16 protein-coding genes and 1 pseudogene are annotated in these 22,384 nt (G+C 48.8%); 13 read left to right on the forward strand and 4 right to left on the reverse strand.

Annotated features, from left to right (window positions below; genetic code table 11):
* Nucleotides 1–33 precede the first annotated feature (33 nt).
* From OUY18_RS06705 to OUY18_RS06720, 4 genes are all read left to right on the forward strand, one after another.
* Nucleotides 34–879: a carbohydrate ABC transporter permease gene (locus OUY18_RS06705; RefSeq protein ID WP_268057986.1), complete on the forward strand. Its 846-nt coding sequence runs from the start codon at nucleotides 34–36 to the stop codon at nucleotides 877–879.
* On the forward strand, nucleotides 879–1,715 hold the full coding sequence (locus OUY18_RS06710; protein ID WP_268057987.1) for a carbohydrate ABC transporter permease: 837 nt from the start codon (nucleotides 879–881) through the stop codon (nucleotides 1,713–1,715). The genes OUY18_RS06705 and OUY18_RS06710 overlap by 1 nt, the downstream gene beginning before the upstream one ends.
* A 60-nt stretch (nucleotides 1,716–1,775) precedes the next feature.
* Entirely contained in the window at nucleotides 1,776–3,257 is a 1,482-nt protein-coding gene (gene malQ, locus OUY18_RS06715; protein ID WP_268057988.1) for a 4-alpha-glucanotransferase, read from the forward strand.
* Nucleotides 3,258–3,356: 99 nt separating this feature from the next.
* A complete protein-coding gene (locus tag OUY18_RS06720) occupies nucleotides 3,357–4,388 on the forward strand; it encodes a LacI family DNA-binding transcriptional regulator (RefSeq protein ID WP_268057989.1) in 1,032 nt (343 codons plus the stop codon).
* A gap of 82 nt (nucleotides 4,389–4,470) precedes the next feature.
* Here OUY18_RS06720 and OUY18_RS06725 read toward each other — a convergent pair.
* Nucleotides 4,471–4,674: pseudogene (locus tag OUY18_RS06725) on the reverse strand (manganese catalase family protein); the annotation flags it as partial.
* Between the two features lie 181 nt (nucleotides 4,675–4,855).
* Here OUY18_RS06725 and OUY18_RS06730 point away from each other — a divergent pair.
* The gene (locus tag OUY18_RS06730) at nucleotides 4,856–5,698 is read left to right on the forward strand and encodes an AraC family transcriptional regulator (RefSeq protein WP_268057990.1); all 843 of its coding nucleotides are present in this window, start codon (nucleotides 4,856–4,858) and stop codon (nucleotides 5,696–5,698) included.
* Nucleotides 5,699–5,874: 176 nt separating this feature from the next.
* Here OUY18_RS06730 and OUY18_RS06735 read toward each other — a convergent pair whose 3' ends face one another.
* The 3 genes from OUY18_RS06735 to OUY18_RS06745 all read right to left on the reverse strand — a co-directional run bounded on the left by OUY18_RS06735 (nucleotide 5,875) and on the right by OUY18_RS06745 (nucleotide 9,543).
* On the reverse strand, nucleotides 5,875–6,906 hold the full coding sequence (locus tag OUY18_RS06735; protein WP_268057991.1) for a substrate-binding domain-containing protein: 1,032 nt from the start codon (nucleotides 6,904–6,906) through the stop codon (nucleotides 5,875–5,877).
* 74 nt (nucleotides 6,907–6,980) lie between these two features.
* The gene (locus tag OUY18_RS06740) at nucleotides 6,981–7,997 is read right to left on the reverse strand and encodes an ABC transporter permease (RefSeq protein WP_268057992.1); all 1,017 of its coding nucleotides are present in this window, start codon (nucleotides 7,995–7,997) and stop codon (nucleotides 6,981–6,983) included.
* A complete protein-coding gene (locus OUY18_RS06745) occupies nucleotides 7,990–9,543 on the reverse strand; it encodes a sugar ABC transporter ATP-binding protein (RefSeq protein ID WP_268057993.1) in 1,554 nt (517 codons plus the stop codon). Before OUY18_RS06745 ends, OUY18_RS06740 begins: the two co-directional genes overlap by 8 nt.
* Before the next feature lie 173 nt (nucleotides 9,544–9,716).
* Here OUY18_RS06745 and OUY18_RS06750 point away from each other — a divergent pair, with 173 nt between their 5' ends.
* The 8 genes from OUY18_RS06750 to OUY18_RS06785 all read left to right on the forward strand — a co-directional run bounded on the left by OUY18_RS06750 (nucleotide 9,717) and on the right by OUY18_RS06785 (nucleotide 22,370).
* The gene (locus OUY18_RS06750) at nucleotides 9,717–10,775 is read left to right on the forward strand and encodes an aldose epimerase family protein (RefSeq protein ID WP_268057994.1); all 1,059 of its coding nucleotides are present in this window, start codon (nucleotides 9,717–9,719) and stop codon (nucleotides 10,773–10,775) included.
* A gap of 206 nt (nucleotides 10,776–10,981) precedes the next feature.
* Entirely contained in the window at nucleotides 10,982–14,302 is a 3,321-nt protein-coding gene (locus OUY18_RS06755) for a DUF5107 domain-containing protein (RefSeq protein WP_268057995.1), read from the forward strand.
* Between the two features lie 512 nt (nucleotides 14,303–14,814).
* A complete protein-coding gene (locus OUY18_RS06760; RefSeq protein ID WP_268057996.1) occupies nucleotides 14,815–16,368 on the forward strand; it encodes a recombinase family protein in 1,554 nt (517 codons plus the stop codon).
* A gap of 213 nt (nucleotides 16,369–16,581) precedes the next feature.
* The gene (locus OUY18_RS06765) at nucleotides 16,582–17,607 is read left to right on the forward strand and encodes a LacI family DNA-binding transcriptional regulator (RefSeq protein WP_268057997.1); all 1,026 of its coding nucleotides are present in this window, start codon (nucleotides 16,582–16,584) and stop codon (nucleotides 17,605–17,607) included.
* A gap of 62 nt (nucleotides 17,608–17,669) precedes the next feature.
* A complete protein-coding gene (chvE, locus tag OUY18_RS06770) occupies nucleotides 17,670–18,782 on the forward strand; it encodes a multiple monosaccharide ABC transporter substrate-binding protein (RefSeq protein WP_268057998.1) in 1,113 nt (370 codons plus the stop codon).
* Nucleotides 18,783–18,904: 122 nt separating this feature from the next.
* On the forward strand, nucleotides 18,905–20,443 hold the full coding sequence (mmsA, locus tag OUY18_RS06775; protein WP_268057999.1) for a multiple monosaccharide ABC transporter ATP-binding protein: 1,539 nt from the start codon (nucleotides 18,905–18,907) through the stop codon (nucleotides 20,441–20,443).
* Between the two features lie 4 nt (nucleotides 20,444–20,447).
* Entirely contained in the window at nucleotides 20,448–21,626 is a 1,179-nt protein-coding gene (mmsB, locus tag OUY18_RS06780) for a multiple monosaccharide ABC transporter permease (protein ID WP_268058000.1), read from the forward strand.
* A gap of 111 nt (nucleotides 21,627–21,737) precedes the next feature.
* A complete protein-coding gene (locus OUY18_RS06785) occupies nucleotides 21,738–22,370 on the forward strand; it encodes a DUF4867 family protein (protein WP_419196125.1) in 633 nt (210 codons plus the stop codon).
* Nucleotides 22,371–22,384 lie beyond the last annotated feature (14 nt).

A 22,384-nucleotide genomic window follows, 5' to 3' on the forward strand; every position in this document is an offset into this window, starting at 1 on the left:
ACTCATTTTTTTCATTCGAAACGAGGAGCGGCTATGCAAAAAACATTAAAAAAATATTTCGCATTCTTTACCCTTCCGACGGTTTTGGCGTTCATTACCGTGTTCCTGATTCCGTTTGTGTTCGGTGTTTATCTGTCATTTACCAAGTTCAACACGGTAAACGACGCGCAGTGGGTGGGGTTCAGCAATTATATCCGCGCTTTTACCGAAGACCGGGACTTTCTGAACGCTTTGTTTTTTACCGTAAAGTTTGCCATCGTTTCGGTGGTTCTCATCAACGTGTTTGCGTTCATGCTGGCTCTTCTGCTCACCCGGAAAATCCGCGGAACGAACGTTTTCCGCACAGTCTTTTTCATGCCGGACTTAATCGGCGGAATTGTACTGGGTTATATCTGGCAGCTGATCATCAACGGTTTTCTGGCTGCTTTTAACGTGGATATTACATTCAGCGCGACCTACGGCTACTGGGGCCTGATGATTTTAATGAACTGGCAGCTGATCGGCTATATGATGATTATCTATATCGCCGGTATTCAGAATATTCCCCCCGAATTAATCGAAGCGGCGGAGATTGACGGCGCAAACTCCTGGCAGGTACTGAAAAGCGTGACCGTTCCGATGGTTATGCCGTCCATTACCATTTGCACTTTCCTGACCCTGACGAATTCCTTTAAACTTTTCGACCAGAACCTTGCACTTACCGCCGGTGCGCCGGGAAAGGAATCCGCAATGCTCGCAATGGATATTTTCAATACATTCTATGGCCGGCAGGGGTATGAAGGCGTCGGCCAGGCGAAAGCGGTCGTGTTCTTTATCATCGTAGCGCTGATCGCATACCTGCATCTGCGCCTTACCAGAAGCAAGGAGGTTGAAAACTGATGGAAGCGAAACGCAAAATAGCAAATAACGTCGTTTTCGTAGTATTGTTTATTTTATCGGTTGCCTTTCTTGCACCAATTTTTATCGTTTTAATGAACTCCTTTAAAGGCAGGTTCTTTATCTCCGAAGCGCCGTTCGCTTTGCCGAACAGCCAGACCTTTGTTGGCCTTAAAAACTATACGATCGGGCTTGCTAAGACCGGATTTCTTCAGGCCTTCGGTTATTCCCTGTTTATTACAGTCGGTTCCGTTGCGGTAATCGTGCTGTTTACCTCCATGACGGCGTGGTATATCACCCGGGTAAAATCCCGGTACACGTCTATCATTTATTACCTTCTGGTTTTCTCCATGATCGTACCGTTCCAAATGGTGATGTATACCATGGCTAAAATGGCGAATGTTTTAAAACTCGATTCGCCGGCCGGGCTTTTGGTAATCTATCTTGGATTCGGCGCGGGTCTGTCGACCTTTATGTTCAGCGGCTTTATCAAAGGGATACCGCTGGAAATTGAAGAAGCGGCCACCATCGACGGCTGCAACCCGATCCAGACGTTTTTCCTCGTGGTGTTTCCCATTCTGAAACCGGTTGCCATTACGGTTGCCATTCTGAATGCAATGTGGATTTGGAACGACTATCTGCTGCCCCTGCTTGTAATTGGGAACAAATACAAAACCATTCCCATCGCGATACAATATTTGCAGGGCGGATACGGAAGCCGCGACATGGGCGCCATGATGGCTATGCTGATTCTGGCGATTGTTCCGGTCGTTGTTTTTTACATGGCCTGCCAGAAATATATTGTCAAGGGCGTGGTTGCCGGAGCGGTCAAGGGATAATCGATGTATGAAAATAGTATGGTGTGTTTTTTTGAATTTGCGTGAAAGAAGTGGTAAGGAATGAGAGCCAGCGGTGTTTTAATGCCGATTTTCAGCCTTCCATCGAAATATGGAATCGGATGTTTTTCCAAGGAAGCGTATCGTTTCATTGACGATCTGAAACAATGCGGTCAAACCTACTGGCAGATCCTTCCGCTGGGCCCTACGGGGTATGGGGATTCCCCCTATCAGTCCTTTTCCACCTTTGCGGGAAACCCGTATTTTATTTCACTGGAAGATCTGGTACAGGAAGGGCTGCTCCGCACAGAGGAGTGCGAAGCCTGTGATTTTGGAAACAACGACCGGTATATCGATTATGAAAAGATTTACCGGAACCGTTTTAAACTTTTAAAAAAAGCATACGAAAGAAGCAGAATAGAGGAGGATGCGTCCTTTCAGGCCTTTGAAGGGCAAAACCGGATGTGGCTGGAGGATTACGCCCTTTTCATGTCGGTGAAGCATTCCTTCGGCGAGGTAAGCTGGGACCAATGGGACGAGGATATCCGCCTGCGGAAAACGGATGCACTGGAAAAATATAAAGAAGAACTCAAAGACGAAATTACATTTTATAAATTCTTACAGTATACATTTGCCGCGCAGTGGAAACGGCTGAAAAGCTATGCCAATCAGAACGGGATCCAGATTATCGGAGACATCCCCATTTATGTGGCTTTCGACAGCGCGGACAGCTGGTCCCACCCCGAGCTGTACCGGTTCGACCAAAACGGAAACCCGGCCGCGGTTGCGGGCTGCCCCCCGGACGGATTCTCGAAAACGGGTCAGCTCTGGGGGAATCCGCTTTACGACTGGGAATACCATAAAAAAACTTCCTACGCGTGGTGGATTCAGCGTATCGCCTACTGCTTTCAGCTTTACGACGTGGTGCGTGTCGATCACTTCCGCGGCTTTGACGAGTACTATTCCATTCCGTTCGGCAACACCACGGCGGAATGCGGGCATTGGGAAAAAGGCCCCGGAATGGATTTGTTCCGCCATCTGAGCGAAAAATTGGGTTCCCTCAACATCATTGCGGAGGATTTGGGATACGTTACGGACAGCGTGCGCGAGCTGGTAAGCAATACAGGCTACCCGGGCATGAAAATCCTGGAGTTTGCGTTTGATTCGCGGGAAAAAAGCGATTACCTGCCGTTTAACTACGAGCGGAACTGTGTTGTGTATACGGGCACCCACGACAACGATACCATCAAGGGATGGTATCGGAATATCTCCCCGCAGGACAGGCGGACGGCAGTCGATTATCTGGGAAATGAAAAAACCGGGCTGGACGAAATCCACTGGGATTTTATCCGCCTTGCCCTCGGCAGCGTGGCGCGGCTTGCCATCATCCCGATTCAGGACTATCTCGGCCTTGGGTCGGAAGCGAGAATCAACCAACCTTCCACAATCGGAGAGAATTGGAAATGGCGCTTGCAGGAAGGGGAACTTTCCGATGCCCTGCTCCGGAAAATCAGGCAGTTAACGGAACTGTACGGAAGAAAATAAGAATTTGTATGTTTCGTCATTGCATCTTGCGTCCATCATTGCTATATTTAATGTAAAGGTCGAATCTGCGGAAGAAATGCGAAATAAGGAAGAATTTGAATGGATACGATAACGATCAAAGATATTGCGAATTTATGCGGGGTCGGTGTAACGACCGTTTCCAGAGCGATTAATAACCACCCGGATATCAGCGAAGACACGAAGCAGATGATTTTGCAGGTTATTAAAGAAAACCATTACGTCCCCAACAACAGCGCGCGGAATTTAAAACGTTCTGCTTCAAAAACCATTGCGGTTTTAATCAAAGGCATTACGAATCCGTTCTTTAACCGGATGCTGCAGGTTTTTGAGCAGGAAACCCAAAAGAAGAAATATTCCTGTATTTTACAGCGCGTGGACGAAAATCAGGATGAAATCGACGTTGCAATCGAGCTGGAAAAAGAGAAGCGGTTAAAGGGAATCGTATTTCTGGGCGGCTATTTCTCCCATTCCAAGGAAAAACTGGATCAGCTCACGATTCCGTTTGTGCTCAGTACCATCGGCCTGACGCAGGAGGTTGATCAGGATGTTTATTCCTGGGTATCCGTGGACGACTTTCAGGAAAGCTATAAAATGACGGACTATCTGTGCGGGCTTGGCCACAAAAAGATAGCGATCATCTCGGCCGGTATGGACGACGAGAGTATCGGAAAACTGCGGTATGAAGGGTACCGGAAGGCGCTGGAGCATCATGGCATCAAATTCAATCCGAATCTGGTGCGCTGCATGAAGGACGATATTGAAAGCTATTCCATGGAAAACGGCTATGCGGTAACCAGGGAACTGCTTCAGTCCGGCGAGGAGTTTACCGCGCTTTACGCCATTTCCGACAGCCTTGCGGTCGGCGCGTGCAAAGCGATTTTTGAAGCGGGGAAAAGCGTGCCGGAGGATTATTCCGTAGCCGGATTCGACGGGCTGGACATTTCCTTTTATTACAATCCTTCCATTACAACGATTCGGCAGCCGGCTGAAAAGATCGCAAAAGAAACCATTCGGATCCTCTTCGATTTAATTCATAAAAAGACCGCGTCGGAGCACCGAATATTCGCGGCGCAGCTCATGGCAAGGGATTCCACGAAACCTCTTAAATAAGAAGTAAAAACAGGAAGGCAAGGTATCCGGATTCGGATACCTTGCCTTTTTCCATTGGATTACGGGGTACTGCCGACGATGATTATTTTTTATCAAACGCGGGATTAAACGCATAGAAGTTTTTCGAATCGAGCTGATCGGTGATAATCCGCAGTCCTTCCCCAAAACGCTGGTAGTGCACGATTTCCCGCTCACGAAGGAATTTGATCGGGTCGCGTACATCCGGGTCGTCTGCAAAGCGCAGGATGTTGTCGTAGGTGCTGCGCGCTTTTTGCTCTGCTGCGACTGCAAAAGAACAACTTACAAAAAATGAATAATAGGGTAAGTCCTTTGCCGCAGGCCGGTTGATTTTGCCCTATACGGCTGGGAAAAGGGAATCTCCATTTGACAAATTTATCCGGTGTATTTATAATGAATTGATGATTTTAGAAAATAATAAATGTTTTGCTGGGAGGGAGCGATAGGGAATGAAAATACATGACCGGGGAATTTTGCCCGATTCCAACCTGTATTTTCATACGCACAGTTCACAGGCGAAAAATATGTACTTTTACCCACTTTGTACCGGCCATTATTTTTGTGACGAAACCTATGTGGTCGATCGGCAAAGCTACGACAGTTTCCTGCTCATTTATGTGTGCCGGGGAACCGGATTTGTGGAACAGAACGGCCGCCGCCTCCCGCTGGACAAGGGAGCGGTTGCGTTTGTCGACTGCTACCGGCCGCATTTGTATTACGCAAAGAGCGGATGGGAAATTTACTGGGTACATTTTGACGGAGTTCTTGCGCGGCCATATTTCGAGGCTGCCACGCGGAACGGAATTGTGCTGAATCCGCAGAATTCGTATAATATGGAGCATATCATCGGCAAAATTTATGACCGCTACCACGGAGAAAAAAAAGTCAGCGAAGCGGTGATGTCAAAATATATCACGGATCTGCTGACCGAACTGATTTTGTGCGCAAACCAGGTCGTCACGCCGGAAGGTCAGTCGAATATTATCGATGAAACCCTTTCCTATATTTCAGAGAATGCGGATAAATCTCTGACATTGGAACATCTGGCGAAACGGGCCTCGCTCAGCCCTTTTTATTTTACGCGTGTGTTTAAGAAGGAAACCGGGTTTACCCCCCATGAATACATCATCCACGTCCGTCTGGAGCTTGCCAAATTCCTTCTGAAAACGACGAACGCCCGGATTAAAGAGGTGGCCTTCCGCAGCGGGTTCAACAACGAATCCAACTTCTGCACTTGTTTTAAAAAAGCCACCGGCACAACCCCTCTTGAATTTCGGGAGAGCCGGGAGTAATACGGTTCTCCCGCGCAAACCGGATTCACCTTTTTCATGGGATAACCGTATAAAAGATATGCAAAATCACAAACTGCCCTGCCGATTTCGGCAGGGCAGTTTGCTTTTGGAAATTAATCGAGTGTGCCGTTCTCCGATGAAAAGGATACCGGCGTTTCGGGAGGAAGGCGTCCCGCTTAGTTCGCGGCGGCGCCCATAACCTTCTTGTAGTTTTCGGGAGTAACGATCTCCGCGCTGACAGCGGTTTCTTCCTTTACGGTCTTTCCTGCAATTTTGTCCAGCAGCACCTGTATGGAACCCGCGCCGATGGAATCGGACGAGAAGTAAGTAGCCGCCTTCATCGGCGAACCGCCCGGCTTTTTAAATTCATCCTTCGCAAGGTAAGCGCCAAGGCCAACCACGCAGGCATGCTTGTCTAAACCGGCGCTTTCCAGGGCGCGGCAGGCACCGATGGTGCCCTCTTCGTTCGCGCCGGTTACAAGCCAGGTCTTGATCTCAGGGTGCGCGGTAAACACGGCTGCGGCAGCGGTGTTTCCTTTATCGGTAGTGCCGTCGTAGTCGGCCTTAAAGATTTTGCCGGAGTTGAACGCGGGCAGCGCCTTGGTAAACGCGTCATATTCGCCTTTCGCGCGCGGCACGCAGCTGGAAACCGTGTCCATGGTCAGGATCAGCAGGCCCGTGTCCGGCTTGGAGACAAGATCATTTTTCTTGGCATAGTCCGCCAGCCACTTCCCGTTTGTGTCACCGATCGCATAGGCGTCAATGCCGACCCACGGTACCAGCTTTTTGCCGCTGCCGTCCTGTAAGGCGTCGTCAGCAGCAATTACGGGGATATTCGCTGCGCTGAGCTTGTCAACTACCGATTGCGACATCGTCTGGTCGGGGATGCAGGTTACAACGCCGGAAGCGTTGTTTGCAATGGCGTTGTCAATGGCTTTCAGGTATTCCTCCGGACTCATTTTCGCGTCGACGTAGATAAATTCACCGCCCGCCGCTTCCACAGCCTTCTTCGCCGCGGCGCCTTCGTCGATAAACCAGCTTTGGTCGCCGGCCTTATAAATGCCGTAAACCGTCATTTTTCCGCTTTTGGAGGCCGCTGCGGGCGCGGCGGAACCCGCAGCCGCGCCGGACGGCGCATCGGTGCTGCAGCCGGCGAGGCTGGCAACGGCCATGGTAAGCGCCAGAAGAATCGATAACACTCTTTTCATAACTTGTTTTCCTCCTAAATTTTATTTCTTATTTTTACATGCACAGTGCATGCATAACCGATCGCTTGATTTTATCATGCGTTTTTCATGCTGGCGGCCAGCAGGTTCTTCCTGCGTTTTTCCTTGCGCAGATAATCCGACGTCAGGGCGAACAGCAGCAATGCGCCGCGGGCAACATACTGCCAGAACGAGGGGACGTTCACCATGATCAGACCGGTGTTGAAGGCCTGAATCAAAATGATGCCGAGTACGGTGCCGCCCATAGTACCGACTCCGCCGGTGAAGGAGACGCCTCCCAGAATGACGGCGGTGATCGCATCAAATTCCAAATTGATGTTCGCAGCAGGCTGCCCGCTGTTCATTCTGGCCGCGAACACAATTCCGCCGATGCCGCAGAACAGGCCCATCATAACAAAGCAGATGGTGATGATCTTCTGTGGATTCAGTCCGGCAAGACGCGCCGCGTCCTTGTTTCCGCCGATGGCATAAATGCTGCGGCCGAATTTGGTTTTTGCCAGAATAAAGCCGAATACGACAAAGGCGATAATCATAATCCAGACGGAAACCGGGATTTGCAGAAAGCGCGCCTTCCCCAGATAGAGGAACGCGGGGTCGCTGATGGGCACCGGCTTCCCGTCGCAGATAATATAAGCGAAGCCGCGAAGAATCGCCTGCGTCACCAGGGTGGCGATAAAGGGATCGAGTTTGATCTTGTTGACCATCGCCGCATTGAACAGTCCGACCATCGCCGCAGCGGCGAGAGTGATCAGGATGGACGGAAGGAACGGGATGTGCAGGCTTACCAGCAGCGCGCACAGCGTGCCGGAAAAGGCGGCCAGGGAACCGGGCGACAAATCGTTCTGCGCCGCAATAATCAGGTAAGTATGGCCGATTGCCACCAGGCCGACCAGAGAGGCCGCCACCAGCAGGTTGATAATATTTGTCAATGAGAAAAAGTTTTTGTTGATGGATGAAAAAAGAATGAAAACCACAACAATGGCACCCATCAGCACCAGTTTTTCTCCGCCGACGGCACGAACCATACTATGTAGAAATGATTTTCCTTCCTTCTCTTTTGTTGCTTCATTCATGAATGTTGTCTCCTCCTATCATACTCATACTCAGGATCCGGTCTTCCGTAGCCTCCGCGTGCGAAACCTCGCCGACAATCTTAAGCGATTTCATAATGATAATCCGGTCGGAAAGGCCGATGACCTCCGGCAGCTCGGACGAGATCAGAATCACGCCGAGGCCCTGCTTTGCGAAGGCGCAGATCATACTGTAAAATTCCGATTTCGCACCGACGTCGATTCCCTTTGTCGGCTCATCCAGAATCAGAACCTTCGGATTGGTCGCAATCCAGCGCGCCACAATGCATTTCTGCTGGTTGCCGCCGGAAAGTTCCAGAATTTTTTTATCCGGGGAAGGGGTTTTGATGCGAAATTCCTGAATTCCCTGCGCCGCTGTTTTCTCTTCCTTCCCGGGGTCCATAATGCCGAATTGATTGGAATTTTGATCCAGCATGGAAATATTGATATTGCCCTTTACGCTCAGGTTTGCCAGAATCCCCTGCATCTTCCGGTCCTCCGGCACCAGCACAATGCCGTTGTCCATTGCATCCTTCGGGGAGCGGTTAAGAATTTTTTTGCCTTCCAGAAAAACCTCGCCCGTGCGCATGTGGTCCGCACCGATAATGGCGCGCATCAGTTCGGTCCGCCCCGCGCCCACCAGGCCGCTGAACCCCAGGACCTCGCCGCGGCGGAGCTGGAAAGAATTTTCTTTCACATAGTCGGAAGAGACATTTTTGACTTCCAGAAGAACGTCGCCGATGGTCTTGTCTCTGTCCAGATTTTTATAAACATCGCCCAGGTCGCGGCCGACCATCATTTTGATCAGCTCTTTTTCCGAAACCTCTCCGTTTGCCACCGTCGTAACATACCGGCCGTCTTTGAAAACGGCAGTCTTGTCGGTGATTTCCCTCAGCTCATCCATACGGTGCGAAACGTAAATAATGATTTTGTCTTCCCGCTTCAATTTCCGGATAATGTCGAACAGGCACTGAATTTCCGAATCGCTCAGGCTGGCGGTTGGCTCATCGAAGCAGATTACCTTCAGGTTTTCCCGGCTGTAAGCCTTCATGATTTCCACCATCTGCTGATAGGCGATGCTCAGATCCTTTACCTTGGTCTGCGGCGAAATGGGAAGGCCAAAGTCGCTGATGATTTTCTGCGCCATTTTGTTGGCCTGCCGTATGTTGATAACCCCCATTTTGTTTGCGGGCATCCTCCCCAGATAAATATTTTCCGCAACGCTCAGCTCCATCAGGATCTGGCGTTCCTGGTAGATGACGCTGATTCCCTCTTCAATCGCCTCATGGGGCGTGCGGAAATGCTTCTCAACGCCGTCCAGCAGGTATTGGCCCTTGTCGGGCTGGTAGTCGCCGTTCAGGACTTTCAGCAGGGTCGATTTGCCCGCGCCGTTTTCGCCGAGGAACGCCAGAACTTCCCCGCTGTGCGCCTGAAAGCAGATGTCGTCCAGTGCGACAACGCCGGGGAAATATTTTGAAATATTCTTAAATTCCAATGTGCTTCCCAATTGTTCATCCTCCTTTGCCGGTTCACTTTTGCTAAATTCCATAGATGCGGAACTTCTTTTTGTCTATATTTGTATGATAACACAATCCTTTTCCCTTTTGTTTTTTTAAATTGCGTATCTATTTTTAAAAATTGCTCTTTTTGAAAAAGCGTATTGTTGGATTTTGTAAAATACTATACACTGAAAATACAAAAATCTAAGATGTAAAACAAAAGGTGATTTATTTGGAATTAACAAATATTCTCCATTTATTTTCTAATAAATATAAGAATATACCTATATATTGTATAAAAAATGAGAATAAGGTAGAAGTGGGACTGATGGCGCTGGGCGCCTGCGTCGTCTTTGTCCGTGTCCCCGACCGTTGTGGAAAAGTTAAAAATATTGCACTTTCATTGCGAAATTACCGCGATTATGCGGAAGGCGGAACCTACGCCGGGGCAACGGTCGGTCCCGCGGCGGGGCGGATTCGCGGCGGGCTTCTTCCCGTGCTCGGAAGGGTATACACGCTGCCGAAAAACGATGGGGAAAACACGCTGCACGGCGGTCCGGACAATTTAGGGCACACCGTCTGGAGGACGGCGGACACCTTCTGTAACACGAGCGAGGCGGGCGTCGTTTTCGCGCAGCATCTGCGTGACGGCCGGAACGGTTTTCCGGGAGAACGCGATATTTCCGTGCGCTATGCGCTTTCCCGCGACAATACGCTGACCATACAGTATACGGCCACAACCGATCGGACCACCTGGCTGAACCTTACCAATCACACCTACTGGAACCTGACGGGGGATTTTTCAAGGCCTGCGTATCAACAGATTTTACAGATCAACGCGGACCGGGTGTATTACAACGACGGCGCGCACCTTCCCGTTTCCTGCGAAAGCACGAAGGGCACTCCGTTTGATTTCACTTCGCCCCGACCGGTTGCGGACGCCCTGCAAAGCGGCCCCCTTCATGCCCAGCTGCGCAACGCTTCGGGTTACAACAACGCCTATCTGCTGCGCGAAGACGGAAAACCCGCCGCAGTGCTGTCCGACCCCGCGAGCGGGCGGCGTATGACGGTTTCCACGGATTACCCCAGCCTTGTTTTTTATTCCGGCGGATACCTTGGCGGAACCGGGTACACGCTGGACGAACAAAAAATAAGCGCTTCCGGCGCATACGCGCTGGAAGCACAATTTCTGCCGGACGCTCCCCATCTGCTGGGCAGCAGGGCTCCGTTTTTAAGGCCGGGGGAGGTATACCGGAAGACCGTTTCCTTTTGCTTCAGCTAAGCGGGAACAGAACGGGGGAATGTCAAGAATCCAGAATCCGAAATAGCGGATACCCTTATAAACAGGGGGTTTTCTGTTTGCATTTGAGCAATTTTTCAAAATAACAGAGCAAGGCAAGGTAATGCTTTTTTTATGAAAGATGGTAAGATAAGTACAAGACGGGCGCCGTCAAAACAGACTTGAAATCTTGTATATGGAGGTAGATTATGGATACAAAAACAGACGTAACAGTATGGGAAGAGACCGTAAAGATTCCTACATACAAAATTGGTAAACCCAACCAAAACCCGATGTTTCTGGAAAAGCGGGTGTACCAGGGCAGCAGCGGAAAGGTATATCCTTACCCTATCATTGAAAAAATCTATGATGAAAAGGAAGACCTCCCATACAAAGCGGTCTTCCTGGAAAACCAATATCTGAAGGTCATGATTCTTCCGGAGCTGGGCGGCCGTATCCAGCGGGCTTACGACAAAATCAACGGTTATGATTTTGTATACTACAACCATGTTATCAAGCCGATGCTGGTCGGATTGTTAGGGCCGTGGATCAGCGGTGGCATCGAATTCAACTGGCCGCAGCACCACCGTCCGACAACGTTTATGCCGGTGGACCATCTGCTTCAGGAAAACGAGGATGGGTCAAAATCCGTGCTCTGCAACGACGTTGACCAGATGTACGGGACAAAGGGGCTTGTAAAGTTTACGCTTTATCCCGACAAGGCTTACATCGAAATCACCGGGCAGCTTTACAACCGCACCAATATGCCGCAGACGTTCCTTTGGTGGGCGAATCCGGCGGTAGCGGTCAACAATAGCACGCAGTCCATCTTCCCGCCCGATGTTCACGCCGTTATGGACCACGGGAAACGGGATGTGTCCCGGTTCCCGATTGCCACGGGGGTTTACTACAAACATGACTACAGCACCGGCGTGGACATTTCCCGCTACAAGAATATCCCGGTGCCGACGTCCTATATGGCGGAAAAATCCAACTTCGATTTTGTGGGCGGCTACGACTACAGCGTGGGGGCGGGCGTGCTCCACGTGGCGGATCACCATATCTCGCCGGGCAAAAAGCAGTGGACCTGGGGCTGCGGGGACTTCGGCAAGGCGTGGGATAAAAACCTGACGGACGAAGACGGCCCGTATGTTGAACTGATGACCGGTGTCTACACAGACAATCAGCCGGACTTTACCTGGCTGAAGCCGTTCGAAGAAAAAACCTTCAAGCAGTATTTTATGCCCTACAAATCGGTCGGTTCTGTTAAAAACGCCACCATTGACGCGGCTGTTAATTTTGAAATCACGGATGGCAAAGGAGAAATTATCGTTTACACCACAGCGGAGCATAAGGCCGCGAACTTACAGGTGCTCCAAAAGGGAAGGGTAATTTTTGAAAGAGCTGTTGCAGTCAGCCCCAGAAAGGCTTACGAAACGACCGTCCCGCTGGAGAGCGGCGAAAAAACCGAGTATACGGTTCGGCTTCTGGACGAAAAGGGCAGGGAACTCGTATCGTTTACACCGCTGAAGGAAGAGATTCCTAAGCTTCCCGAGCCGGCGAAACCGGCGGAAGAGCCGGAGAAAATCATGACCAATGAAGAGCTTTATCTGACGGGAATCCATATTGAGCAGTACCGCCATGCCACCTATCTTCCGGATCCCTATTATCTGGAAGGGCTTCGGCGCGACCCCGGCGACAGCCGGATCAACACAGCCTACGGTTCGCTGCTGCTCTCCCGAGGACTCTTCCGGCAGAGCGAACAGTATTTTCGCACGGCAATCCGGCGGCTTACGTGGAAAAACCCGAATCCCTATGACAGCGAAGCGTATTATAAGCTGGGACTGGGCCTGTATTACCAGAAACGGTATGCGGAGGCCTATGACGCTTTTTATAAGGCAACCTGGTCCAGCGAACAGCAGGAGAGCGGTTTCTACTATCTGGCGGCCATCGCGTGCATCCAAAAAAATTACGGCGATGCCCTTTCCTTTGTGGAAAAGAGCCTTGTGAAAAACGGACATAACGTGAAGGCCCGGGGACTGAAAGCGATTCTGTTGCGAAAGCTGGGCAGGAGCGAAGAAGCCGAAGAATGGACCGCTGAAAACCTGAAAACAGATCCCTTTGATTTTCTTTCGGCAACAGAAAGGCTGTCCTTCCTGAAAGGGGCTGAAAAAGAAAAGGTTTCCCGGAAGCGGAAAGCAGTCATGCGGGATTATGGGGAGAATTACCTGCAGCTGGCGAGGGATTATGCAGAAGGCGGATTTTATGAGGAAGCCTGCGCCGCGCTGAACGACTGCGCTGATCCGGGGGCCATGGTCAAATATTATCTGGCCTATTACGAAGGGCAGGCCGGCCGGAACGAAGAAGAGGTAAAGACTCTTTACCGGGAGGCGGAAAAGGCGGACTCCTATTGCTGTTTCCCGAATAAGCTGGAGGATATTGCCGTCCTGAAGGACTGCATCGGCCTGCTTCCGGACGCGTCCTATGCTCCTTACTACCTGGGAAATCTTTTTTATGACAAGAAACAGTACGAAACCGCTGCGTCTTTCTGGGAATCCAGCGCGAAAAACCACCCCGGTTTCCCGACGGTGTGGAGAAACCTCTCGCTTGCCTATTACAATCATCTGGATCAGCCGCAGAAAGCGAAGGAAGCCATTGCAAGGGCATTCTCCCTGGACCCCGCGGACAGCAGAGTCTTTCTGGAGATGGACCAGCTTCACAAAAAACTCGGCTACACGCCGGCGGAGCGTCTGGCCTGTTACGAAAAATATAAGGAAACCGCGCTTGAAAGAGACGATTCATACATCGAGTATGTGACGCTGAAAAACTTTACGGGCGATCATCAGGAAGCATATCGGCTGCTCACGGCGCGGAACTTCCATCCCTGGGAAGGCGGGGAAGGCAAGGCGGCGGCTCAGTATGTGATCGCGCTGAGTGGGCTGGCGAAAAAAGAGATGGACGGCAAACGGTTTACAGAGGCGAAAAAGCTTCTGGAAAAGGCTCTGGTATACCCGGAGAATCTGGGAGAAGGCAAGCTGGAAGGCAGCAAGGATAATGACATTCACTACTATTTGGGCTTGGTAAACGAAGCGCTGGGAAACGCGGAAGAAGCCGACCGGAATTTTACGATGGCATCCACCGGTTCCGATGAAGTGGCGGGCATGATGTATTATAACGATCAGCCTGCGGATATGATCTTCTATCAGGGGCTGTCGAAATATAAACTCGGCTTTAAGGCGGAAGGCAACGCAAGGCTCTACAAACTGATCGATTTCGGCGAGCAGCACCTTCGGGACGAAATGAAAATTGATTATTTTGCGGTCTCCTTCCCTGATTTCATGATTTTCAATGAAGATTTTTCAAAGAAAAACAGGGCGCACTGTTATTATGTCATTGGCCTTGGCAATCTGGGGCTCGGCAATGTGCAGAAGGCGAAGGAAGCCTTTGAAAAGACGCTTTCACTCGACCCGATGCACCTGCGCTGCAGGCTTTTGCTGAACGGCCTGGAAAATGAAAATACGGGACTATAAAAAGCAGGATGCACTCCACCGCAAAGACTTTTTCTTTCAATACTTATTTCTTAACTATCTGTTTATCGGGTGTAAGGGCAAAGCGACAAGCTTACCCTTGCGCCCGATCTTTTTTTCATAATCCTTACTAAATTCCCGCACAACCGGAATCCGGGGGTTAAGAAATTGCAGCCGAATGCCCGGCAACCGTGAACAAGGCCGAAAAGGGGTCAGAGACCGTTTAACTGGAGACTGTTACCGTAGCATATTGGCAAGCGAAGGGACATAAGCTGTATGGAAAGGTACGGTGATAAAATGGAGAAGAAAGCGGTGCAGACAACTTGCACAAGTGTTTTCAAAAGCGGCGAAAACACGGCATTAAAAAGTCGGTTCACCCAAAAGTGGATTGAACTTATTAATCAGATTGAAAAAAATAAAAGGATCACTGCCGGCAAGCGGTAATGTGCAAGTCATTTCTTATGGCATCCTAATATAGGAAATGGCTTGTCCGATTTCTATGGAGATCATACTGTATGACAGTAGCTATTTATTGCCGCTTATCCGAAGAAGACAGAAATAAGCAAACGGAAACCGACGACAGCGGAAGTATCCAAAATCAGAAATCAATGCTGATTGCATATGCGATGGAGCAAGGGTGGGATATCTATCATATTTACAGCGACGACGATTACACAGGTGCGGATCGGAAACGCCCTGAGTTTAATCATTTATTGGAGGACGCGCAGCGCCGCAAATTTGATATTATCCTCTGTAAAACGCAATCGCGATTTACCCGGGAGTTGGAGTTGGTTGAAAAATATATTCATGGGTTGTTCCCTGTTTGGGGTATTCGGTTTGTAAGTATCGTTGATAATGCGGATACCGCGAATAAGGGAAATAAAAAATCCCGGCAAATCAACGGGCTTGTAAATGAGTGGTATTTAGAGGATATGTCTGAGAACATCCGCAGTGTTTTGGTCAACAGACGAAAAAACGGATTTCACATTGGTGCGTTTTCTCTCTATGGGTATAAAAAAGATCCGGAGCAGAAAGGGCACCTCCTCATTGACGAGGAAGCCGCTGCCGTCGTGCGGGAAGTCTTTGTCCTTTTCTCGCAAGGGTATGGTAAAACCGCCATAGCCCGCATGCTCAACGACAGGGGCATACCAAATCCAACGGAATATAAACGGTTGCATGGGCTGCGTTATCAGCAGCCAAAAAGGAAAAACAGTACTCTTTGGAAATACTTTGCGATCGCGGATATGCTGACAAACGAAATGTATATCGGCAATATGATACAGGGAAAATACGGCAGCGTGTCCTACAAAACGAAGCAGAACAGGCCGCGGCCGAAGGAAGAGTGGTATAAGGTTGAGGGGACACATGAGCCGGTTATCGACATGGAACTCTGGAATAAAGTGCAGTCTATGATCGCACAAAGAGCGAAGCCGTTTGAGGTAGGCACCATCGGACTGTTTGCGCGAAAAGCCCGCTGCGCGAACTGCGGTTATATGATGCGTTCCTCTAAAAACCGCGGGAAGCACTACCTGCAATGCCCAAACCGCCATGTGGCAAAAGACGCCTGTATCGGTTCCTTTATCTCCGTTGACAAGTTGGAACAAACAATTCTTGCGGAACTGAATCGTTTGGCGGCGGAATACCTTGATAAGGACGAATTGGAGCGAAACATAGAGCTGTGCGATGATTTGCAGGAGCAAAGATCCCGCATCTCTGCCGCTATTGCAGTCTACGAAAAAAAGATTGCAGAGTATACAAAAGGAATTCGTGATCTGTACATGGACAAGGTGAGGGGGATTCTTTCGGAAAATGATTTCGTGGAGTATTCCAAGAGTTTCACCGACGAAAAAGAGAGACTGGAGCACATGGTGGCTGACAGTCGAAGGCAGGTGTCTGAAATGGATCAAAAAATGGAAACGGGTGATAACCGCCGGCAGTTCATTGAGCGGTACACCAACCTTGAGCATCTCAACAGGGAAATTGTTGAAACATTGATTGATTACATATCCATAGGCAAACGAATTCCCGGTACAAAGAATGTCCCGATTGAAATCCATTGGAACTTTTAATACAAATGCATTCGTGCAAAGGCTGCTTTTCAGGCTCGTTTAAGCCGCCCTTTTTAGGGGCGGCAATGTTTCTTAACATACTTTAATAAAAAAAATTAAAAAATAAGCAAATAATTATTGACAATTTTAATGAACGTGCTTATAATATGAGTTGTGCTCGAGCACTTTTATTTTTAAGATTTCCGTGCTCGTGCACGGAAGGAGGGGCGGAATATGGCAGCTACCATCAAAGCAATTGCCACTGCAGCCGGTGTTTCAAGGGGGACGGTTGACCGTGTTATTAATGGACGCGGCGGTGTAAGTCCGGAGATAGAGCAAAAGATCAAAAAACTTATTGTAGATATGAATTACACTCCCAACCGTGCCGGAAAGGTTTTGGCAGGACTTAAAAAACCGATGAAAATCGGCTGTATGCTGCCTAGTATCGATAATCCTTTTTTTTACGATGTTATTTTAGGTTTAAAGCAGTCTGAACGGGAGTTAAGCGATTTTGGGGTATCGATTGAGATAGCACAGGTAAAAGGATTTGATCCAAACGATCATATCCGCGCGATCAAGGAGCTGATAGCGAAAAACGTATCCGCGCTCTGCGTATCTACGGTGGACGTACCTGCTGTTCAGAATGTGCTGAACGCGATCATTCAAAAGGGAATTCCGGTGATATCCATCAATTCCGATTTAAGCCATACGAACCGTCTTTGCTATGTAGGCTGTAATTATGCTGAAAGCGGCAAAACAGCCGCAGGTATTTTAAATCTGATTCGAAAGGAACCGCTGGAAGTTCTGATTATTACCGGATCGCTGAATATGCAGGGCCATAACCAGCGCATAAACGGGTTTATTAAAACCTTGCAGGATAAGGGGATAAAGCATCACATCGCCGAAGTGATCGAGTCCATGGATGATGACCACACAGCCTATACCCGTACGCTTTGTGCTTTAAAAAAGTATGATCGGGTAAACTGCCTGTATATTACCGCGGCCGGTGTCGCCGGCGCCTGCAGAGCGGTAGAGGAACAGAACCTGCAGGATCAAATGACCATTTTAACATTTGACGATGTGCCCGCTACACGGGAACTGGTTCTTAAAAATGTAATTGCGGCGACCATTTGCCAGGAGCCTTTTAAACAGGGGTATGAATCCATTAAAATTCTGTACGATTATTTCGTAAACGGCGCGGCGCCAAAAAAGACCCATTACTTTACGGATACGGTTATTAAAATCAAGGAGAATATATAAATGTTATTTTCTGCAATGCATATTGCAGTGGATATAATTTTATAGTAGGAGGATGTATTGTTATGAAAAAAATCTTATCGTTAATCCTTTCAGCAGTGCTGGTGCTCTCCATGGTGGGTTGTTCCGGCCAGGCATCCAAACAGGACACAAAAGAAGCTTCCAAACAAGGGAGCGGCAGCGCAGAAAAATTTGTAGGCGTATGCATGCCGGAAAAGTACCTGCAGCGGTGGGTTCAGGATGGCGACAACATGAAGAAGGTTCTTGAAGAGAAGGGTTATAAGGTTGAAATTCAGTATGCGAACAACGACGTGAATACGCAGGTTTCGCAAATTGAAAACATGATCACAAGCGGCGTAAAGGTGCTCGTCATTGCTTCCATAGACGGTTCGGCCCTTACCGATGCTTTGAAGCAGGCTTCGGACAGCGGCGTCAAAGTAATCGCTTATGACCGCTTGATCATGAATTCCCCAAATGTTGATTATTACGCCACCTTCGACAACTATAAAGTCGGCCAGCTGCAGGGTCAGTACATAGAAAACAAGCTTGGCCTTAGGGAAGGCAAAGGCCCGTTCAACATTGAAATCTTCTCCGGTTCACCGGATGATAACAACGCTAAGTTTTTCTATAACGGCGCTATGGACGTGCTGCGTCCCTACATCACAAGCCAGAAACTGGTTGTGAAGAGCAATCAGGTTGAATTTGCAAAATGTGCCATTCAGGGCTGGAAAGCGGAAACCGCACAGTCCAGAATGGATAACCTCCTTTCCGCAAACTACGCGGGCGGTACAAAGCTCGATGCGGTTCTTGCCCCGAATGACGCAATCGCGCGCGGCGCAATGGCAGCATTAAAAAATATCGGCTACGGTTCGGCAGATAAGCCGTATCCGGTCATTACCGGCCAGGATTGTGAAAAATCAAATGTTGCTTCTATCGCAAAGGGCGAGCAGTCCATGAGTGTATTTAAGGATACCAGAACGCTTGCGAATAAGGTTGCCTCGATGGTAGACGCTCTGATGCAGGGCAAAGAAGCAGAAGTGAACGATCAGAAAACCTACAACAACGGTGCGAAGGTAGTTCCTTCCTATCTCTGCGACCCTGTAGCGGTAACCAAGGAGAATTATGATAAAGTTTTAGTTGAATCCGGTTACTACACGAAGACGGATCTTGGTTTATAAATTATTATAGTAAAATGCTTCCTGCCCGGTGCGGTCCGGAAACGGCTCCCGTACCGGGCAAAATCAAAAAGCATTTCTGCGGTCCTTGGTTTGTTTTATAGACCAAAGAGGGAGGTTTCGTTATGGCGGAATGTATTCTGGAAATGCGCGATATTGTCAAGGAATTTCCAGGAGTCCGGGTTTTAAAAAATGTAAACTTTTCGGTTGAAAAAGGTTCCATTCATGCTCTGGTAGGAGAAAACGGGGCAGGGAAATCAACGTTAATGAATGTTTTGGGCGGTGTATATCCGCATGGAACTTATACCGGAGATATTGTATTCGACGGCAGGGTGTGTGAATTTAAAAATATCAAAGACAGTGAAAAAACCGGTATTGCGATTATCCATCAGGAATTGGCATTAATACCGTATCTGTCGATTGGGGAAAATTTGTTCCTTGGCAATGAGTGCGCGAAAAACAATCAAATCGACTGGGATTTAACGTATGACAATGCAAAAAAATTAATGGCAAAGGTAGGGTTAAAGGAAGACCCGAACACCTTAATCAAAGATATCAGCGTAGGAAAACAGCAGCTGGTGGAAATCGCAAAAGCGCTGGGAAAAGACGCCCGGCTGTTGATTTTGGATGAACCGACCGCGGCTTTGACGGAAACGGATTCCCGGCATTTGCTCGATTTACTCTTGGAACTGAAAAAAAACGGGGTCACCTGTATCCTGATATCCCATAAATTAAATGAAATCACAGAGGTTTCCGATGCGATCACGATCCTTCGCGACGGTTCCACAATTGAAACGATGGTAAAAGGCAAGGACGAAATTACGGAAGATCAGATCATAAAGGGAATGGTTGGCCGGGAAATGACGGAAATGTTCCCGCAAAGAGACTGCGAAATCGGTGAAGTTGCTTTCGAGATTCAAAACTGGAGCGCGGATGATCCGCTGACGGCCGGCAAGAAGCTGCTTGATAACGTCAACATGAAAGTACATAAGGGCGAGGTAGTCGGTATTGCAGGCTTAATGGGCGCCGGGCGCACCGAACTGGCTTTGAGCCTTTTCGGCAGGCTGTACGGAAACAACATTCATGGCCGAATCCTGAAAGACGGCCGGGAGATTGATACGCATACCGTCGAAAACGCCATCAGGAATAAAGTTGCGTATGTAACCGAAGACCGGAAAAACGCCGGTTTGATTTTAATGGATGATATTTGCATGAACATTACCCTTTCCAGTTTGCAAAAGATCAGTAAGAATCATGTAATCGACATGGATGTGGAAAGCCAGACGGCGGAAAAGTACCGCGCGAAACTGAACATTAAATCGCACAGCATCCATCAGCGGGTCGGCAATCTCTCCGGCGGGAATCAGCAGAAAGTTGTCCTCAGCAAATGGATCATGACGGATCCGGATGTTCTGATTCTGGATGAACCCACAAGAGGAATTGATGTGGGTGCAAAATATGAAATCTATACCATTATTAACCAGCTTGCATCCGAGGGAAGATGTATCATCTTAATCTCTTCGGAATTGCCGGAGGTTTTGGGTATGAGCGACCGTGTGTATGTAATGAACGAAGGCAAAGTCGTCGGTGAACTGTCACGTGAGGAAGCAAAAGCCGAAACAGTAATGCAGTGCATCATGGCAAATAAGAGTATGGGAGCGTAGTTGTATGGCGAATTTAACAGAAAAAAGCAAAAAGTCTTCTTTGAATATCAGGCAATACAGTATGCTGGTTGCACTCGTTGTAATTATGGCGCTGTTTCAGGTCTTAACAAACGGTATCCTGCTGAAGCCGCAGAATGTAACGAATCTTATCCTGCAAAACAGTTATGTTATCGTTTTGGCCGTAGGCATGCTCCTGTGCATCGTCAGCAGCGGGGCGATCGATCTTTCCGTTGGATCGGTTGTCGCCTTTATCGGAGCCCTTCTCGGCGTAATGATCGTACAGCACGGAATGAACGTTTGGCTTGCCATTGTAATCGCCCTGCTTGTTGGCGCGCTCATAGGCGTTTGGCAGGGATTTTGGATTGCATATGTGAGAATACCGGCATTTATTGTGACCTTGGCCGGTATGATGATCTTCCGCGGACTGACGCAGTATGTACTGCAGGGGATGACCCTTACGCCTTTTCCAAAAGAATTTTTGGCAATTACTTCCGGCTTCCTGCCCAATATTGGCGGCGGTGAACTGAATCTGACAGCCTTTCTTTTGGGAGCGGCCTGTATCGTGATTTATATCCTGTCGGAAATCAAAAAACTGCAAAGTAAAAAGAAGCGCGGTTTCAGCCTTCCTTCCGCCGGCGCGTTCTGGGGTAAAATTGTACTTGTCGCGGCAGCAATCGCCCTGTTTACCATTTGGCTTGCCTTTTATAAAGGCATTCCGATTCTGCTTGTTATTCTGCTGATTCTTGTGGTCGTTTACTCCTTTTATACAAGCAAGACGGTACCCGGCAGGCATCTTTATGCAATGGGCGGCAATGAAAAAGCGGCTGTTCTGTCCGGTATCAACACCAAAAAAGCTTTGTTCTATACGTTTGTAAACATGGGTGTTCTGGCTGCTCTGGGCGGAATCGTATTTACTTCCCGTCTGCAGGCCGCGACTCCCACGGCCGGCCAGGGCTTTGAAATGGATGCCATCGCGGCGTGCTACATCGGCGGCGCTTCCGCAATGGGCGGCAGCGGTACGATTGTCGGCGCAGTGATTGGTGCGCTTGTAATGGGAGTACTGAATAACGGATTGTCCATTATGGGCGTTGGCAGTGATATTACCCAAACAATCAAGGGCCTTGTGCTTTTAGCTGCCGTAATATTTGATGTTGTTTCAAAGAAAAAGGCGGAACAAGCCTAAGTTAAGAGGAAAATTTTGGTTTCAGGGAAAGTGCAGGTCTCTTCGGTACTTTTTCTGAACCCGGAGTTGGGCCTCGTTTATAAATTAAAAAATACGGAAAGGACATGTATGTTGACGATTTATCCTATTCAATGCGATCGTTTTTTACAATATGGCCGGGTTTTAAAAGGGTATGACTGTAATGATCTTCTGCGGAAAATGGAGGAGACGCCGCTGCCGAAAGATCATACGATTTACATACCTTCCGACCCGGAAATGGAAAAACTGAAAATTTTCAGCGAACTGCAAAACCGCGGATTTGGCGGTATGCCGCTTCAATTGGGTTACTGCAACGGCTTCAATGGGAAACTTGACGCGGTGGAGTACCACCGCAGTTCAGAAATAAATATCGCCGTTTCGGACCTTATCCTGCTGGTCGGTTCCCAGCACGATCTGAAGCTTCCGGACTTTACTTACGATACTTCCCGGATAGAAGCATTTTTGGTACCGGCCGGCTGTGTTGTGGAACTGTATGCGACAACGCTGCATTACGCGCCGTGCAATGCGGATAACAGCGGATTTCGCGACGTTGTTGTTCTTCCGCGCGGAACAAACCGGCCGCTTGAGCATTCTATTATCAAAGAATTTGAAGATAAACTTTTATTTGCAAAAAATAAATGGCTGATTGCACATCCGGAATCCGGTTTGGATAAAGACGGCGCGTATATTGGATTAACGGGGCAAAACATCACGTTAGGTGAATAACTGAACGGAGGTTT

The sequence above is a fragment of the Caproiciproducens galactitolivorans genome, assembly GCF_026672255.1.
GTDB classification, from domain to species: domain Bacteria; phylum Bacillota; class Clostridia; order Oscillospirales; family Acutalibacteraceae; genus Caproiciproducens; species Caproiciproducens galactitolivorans_A.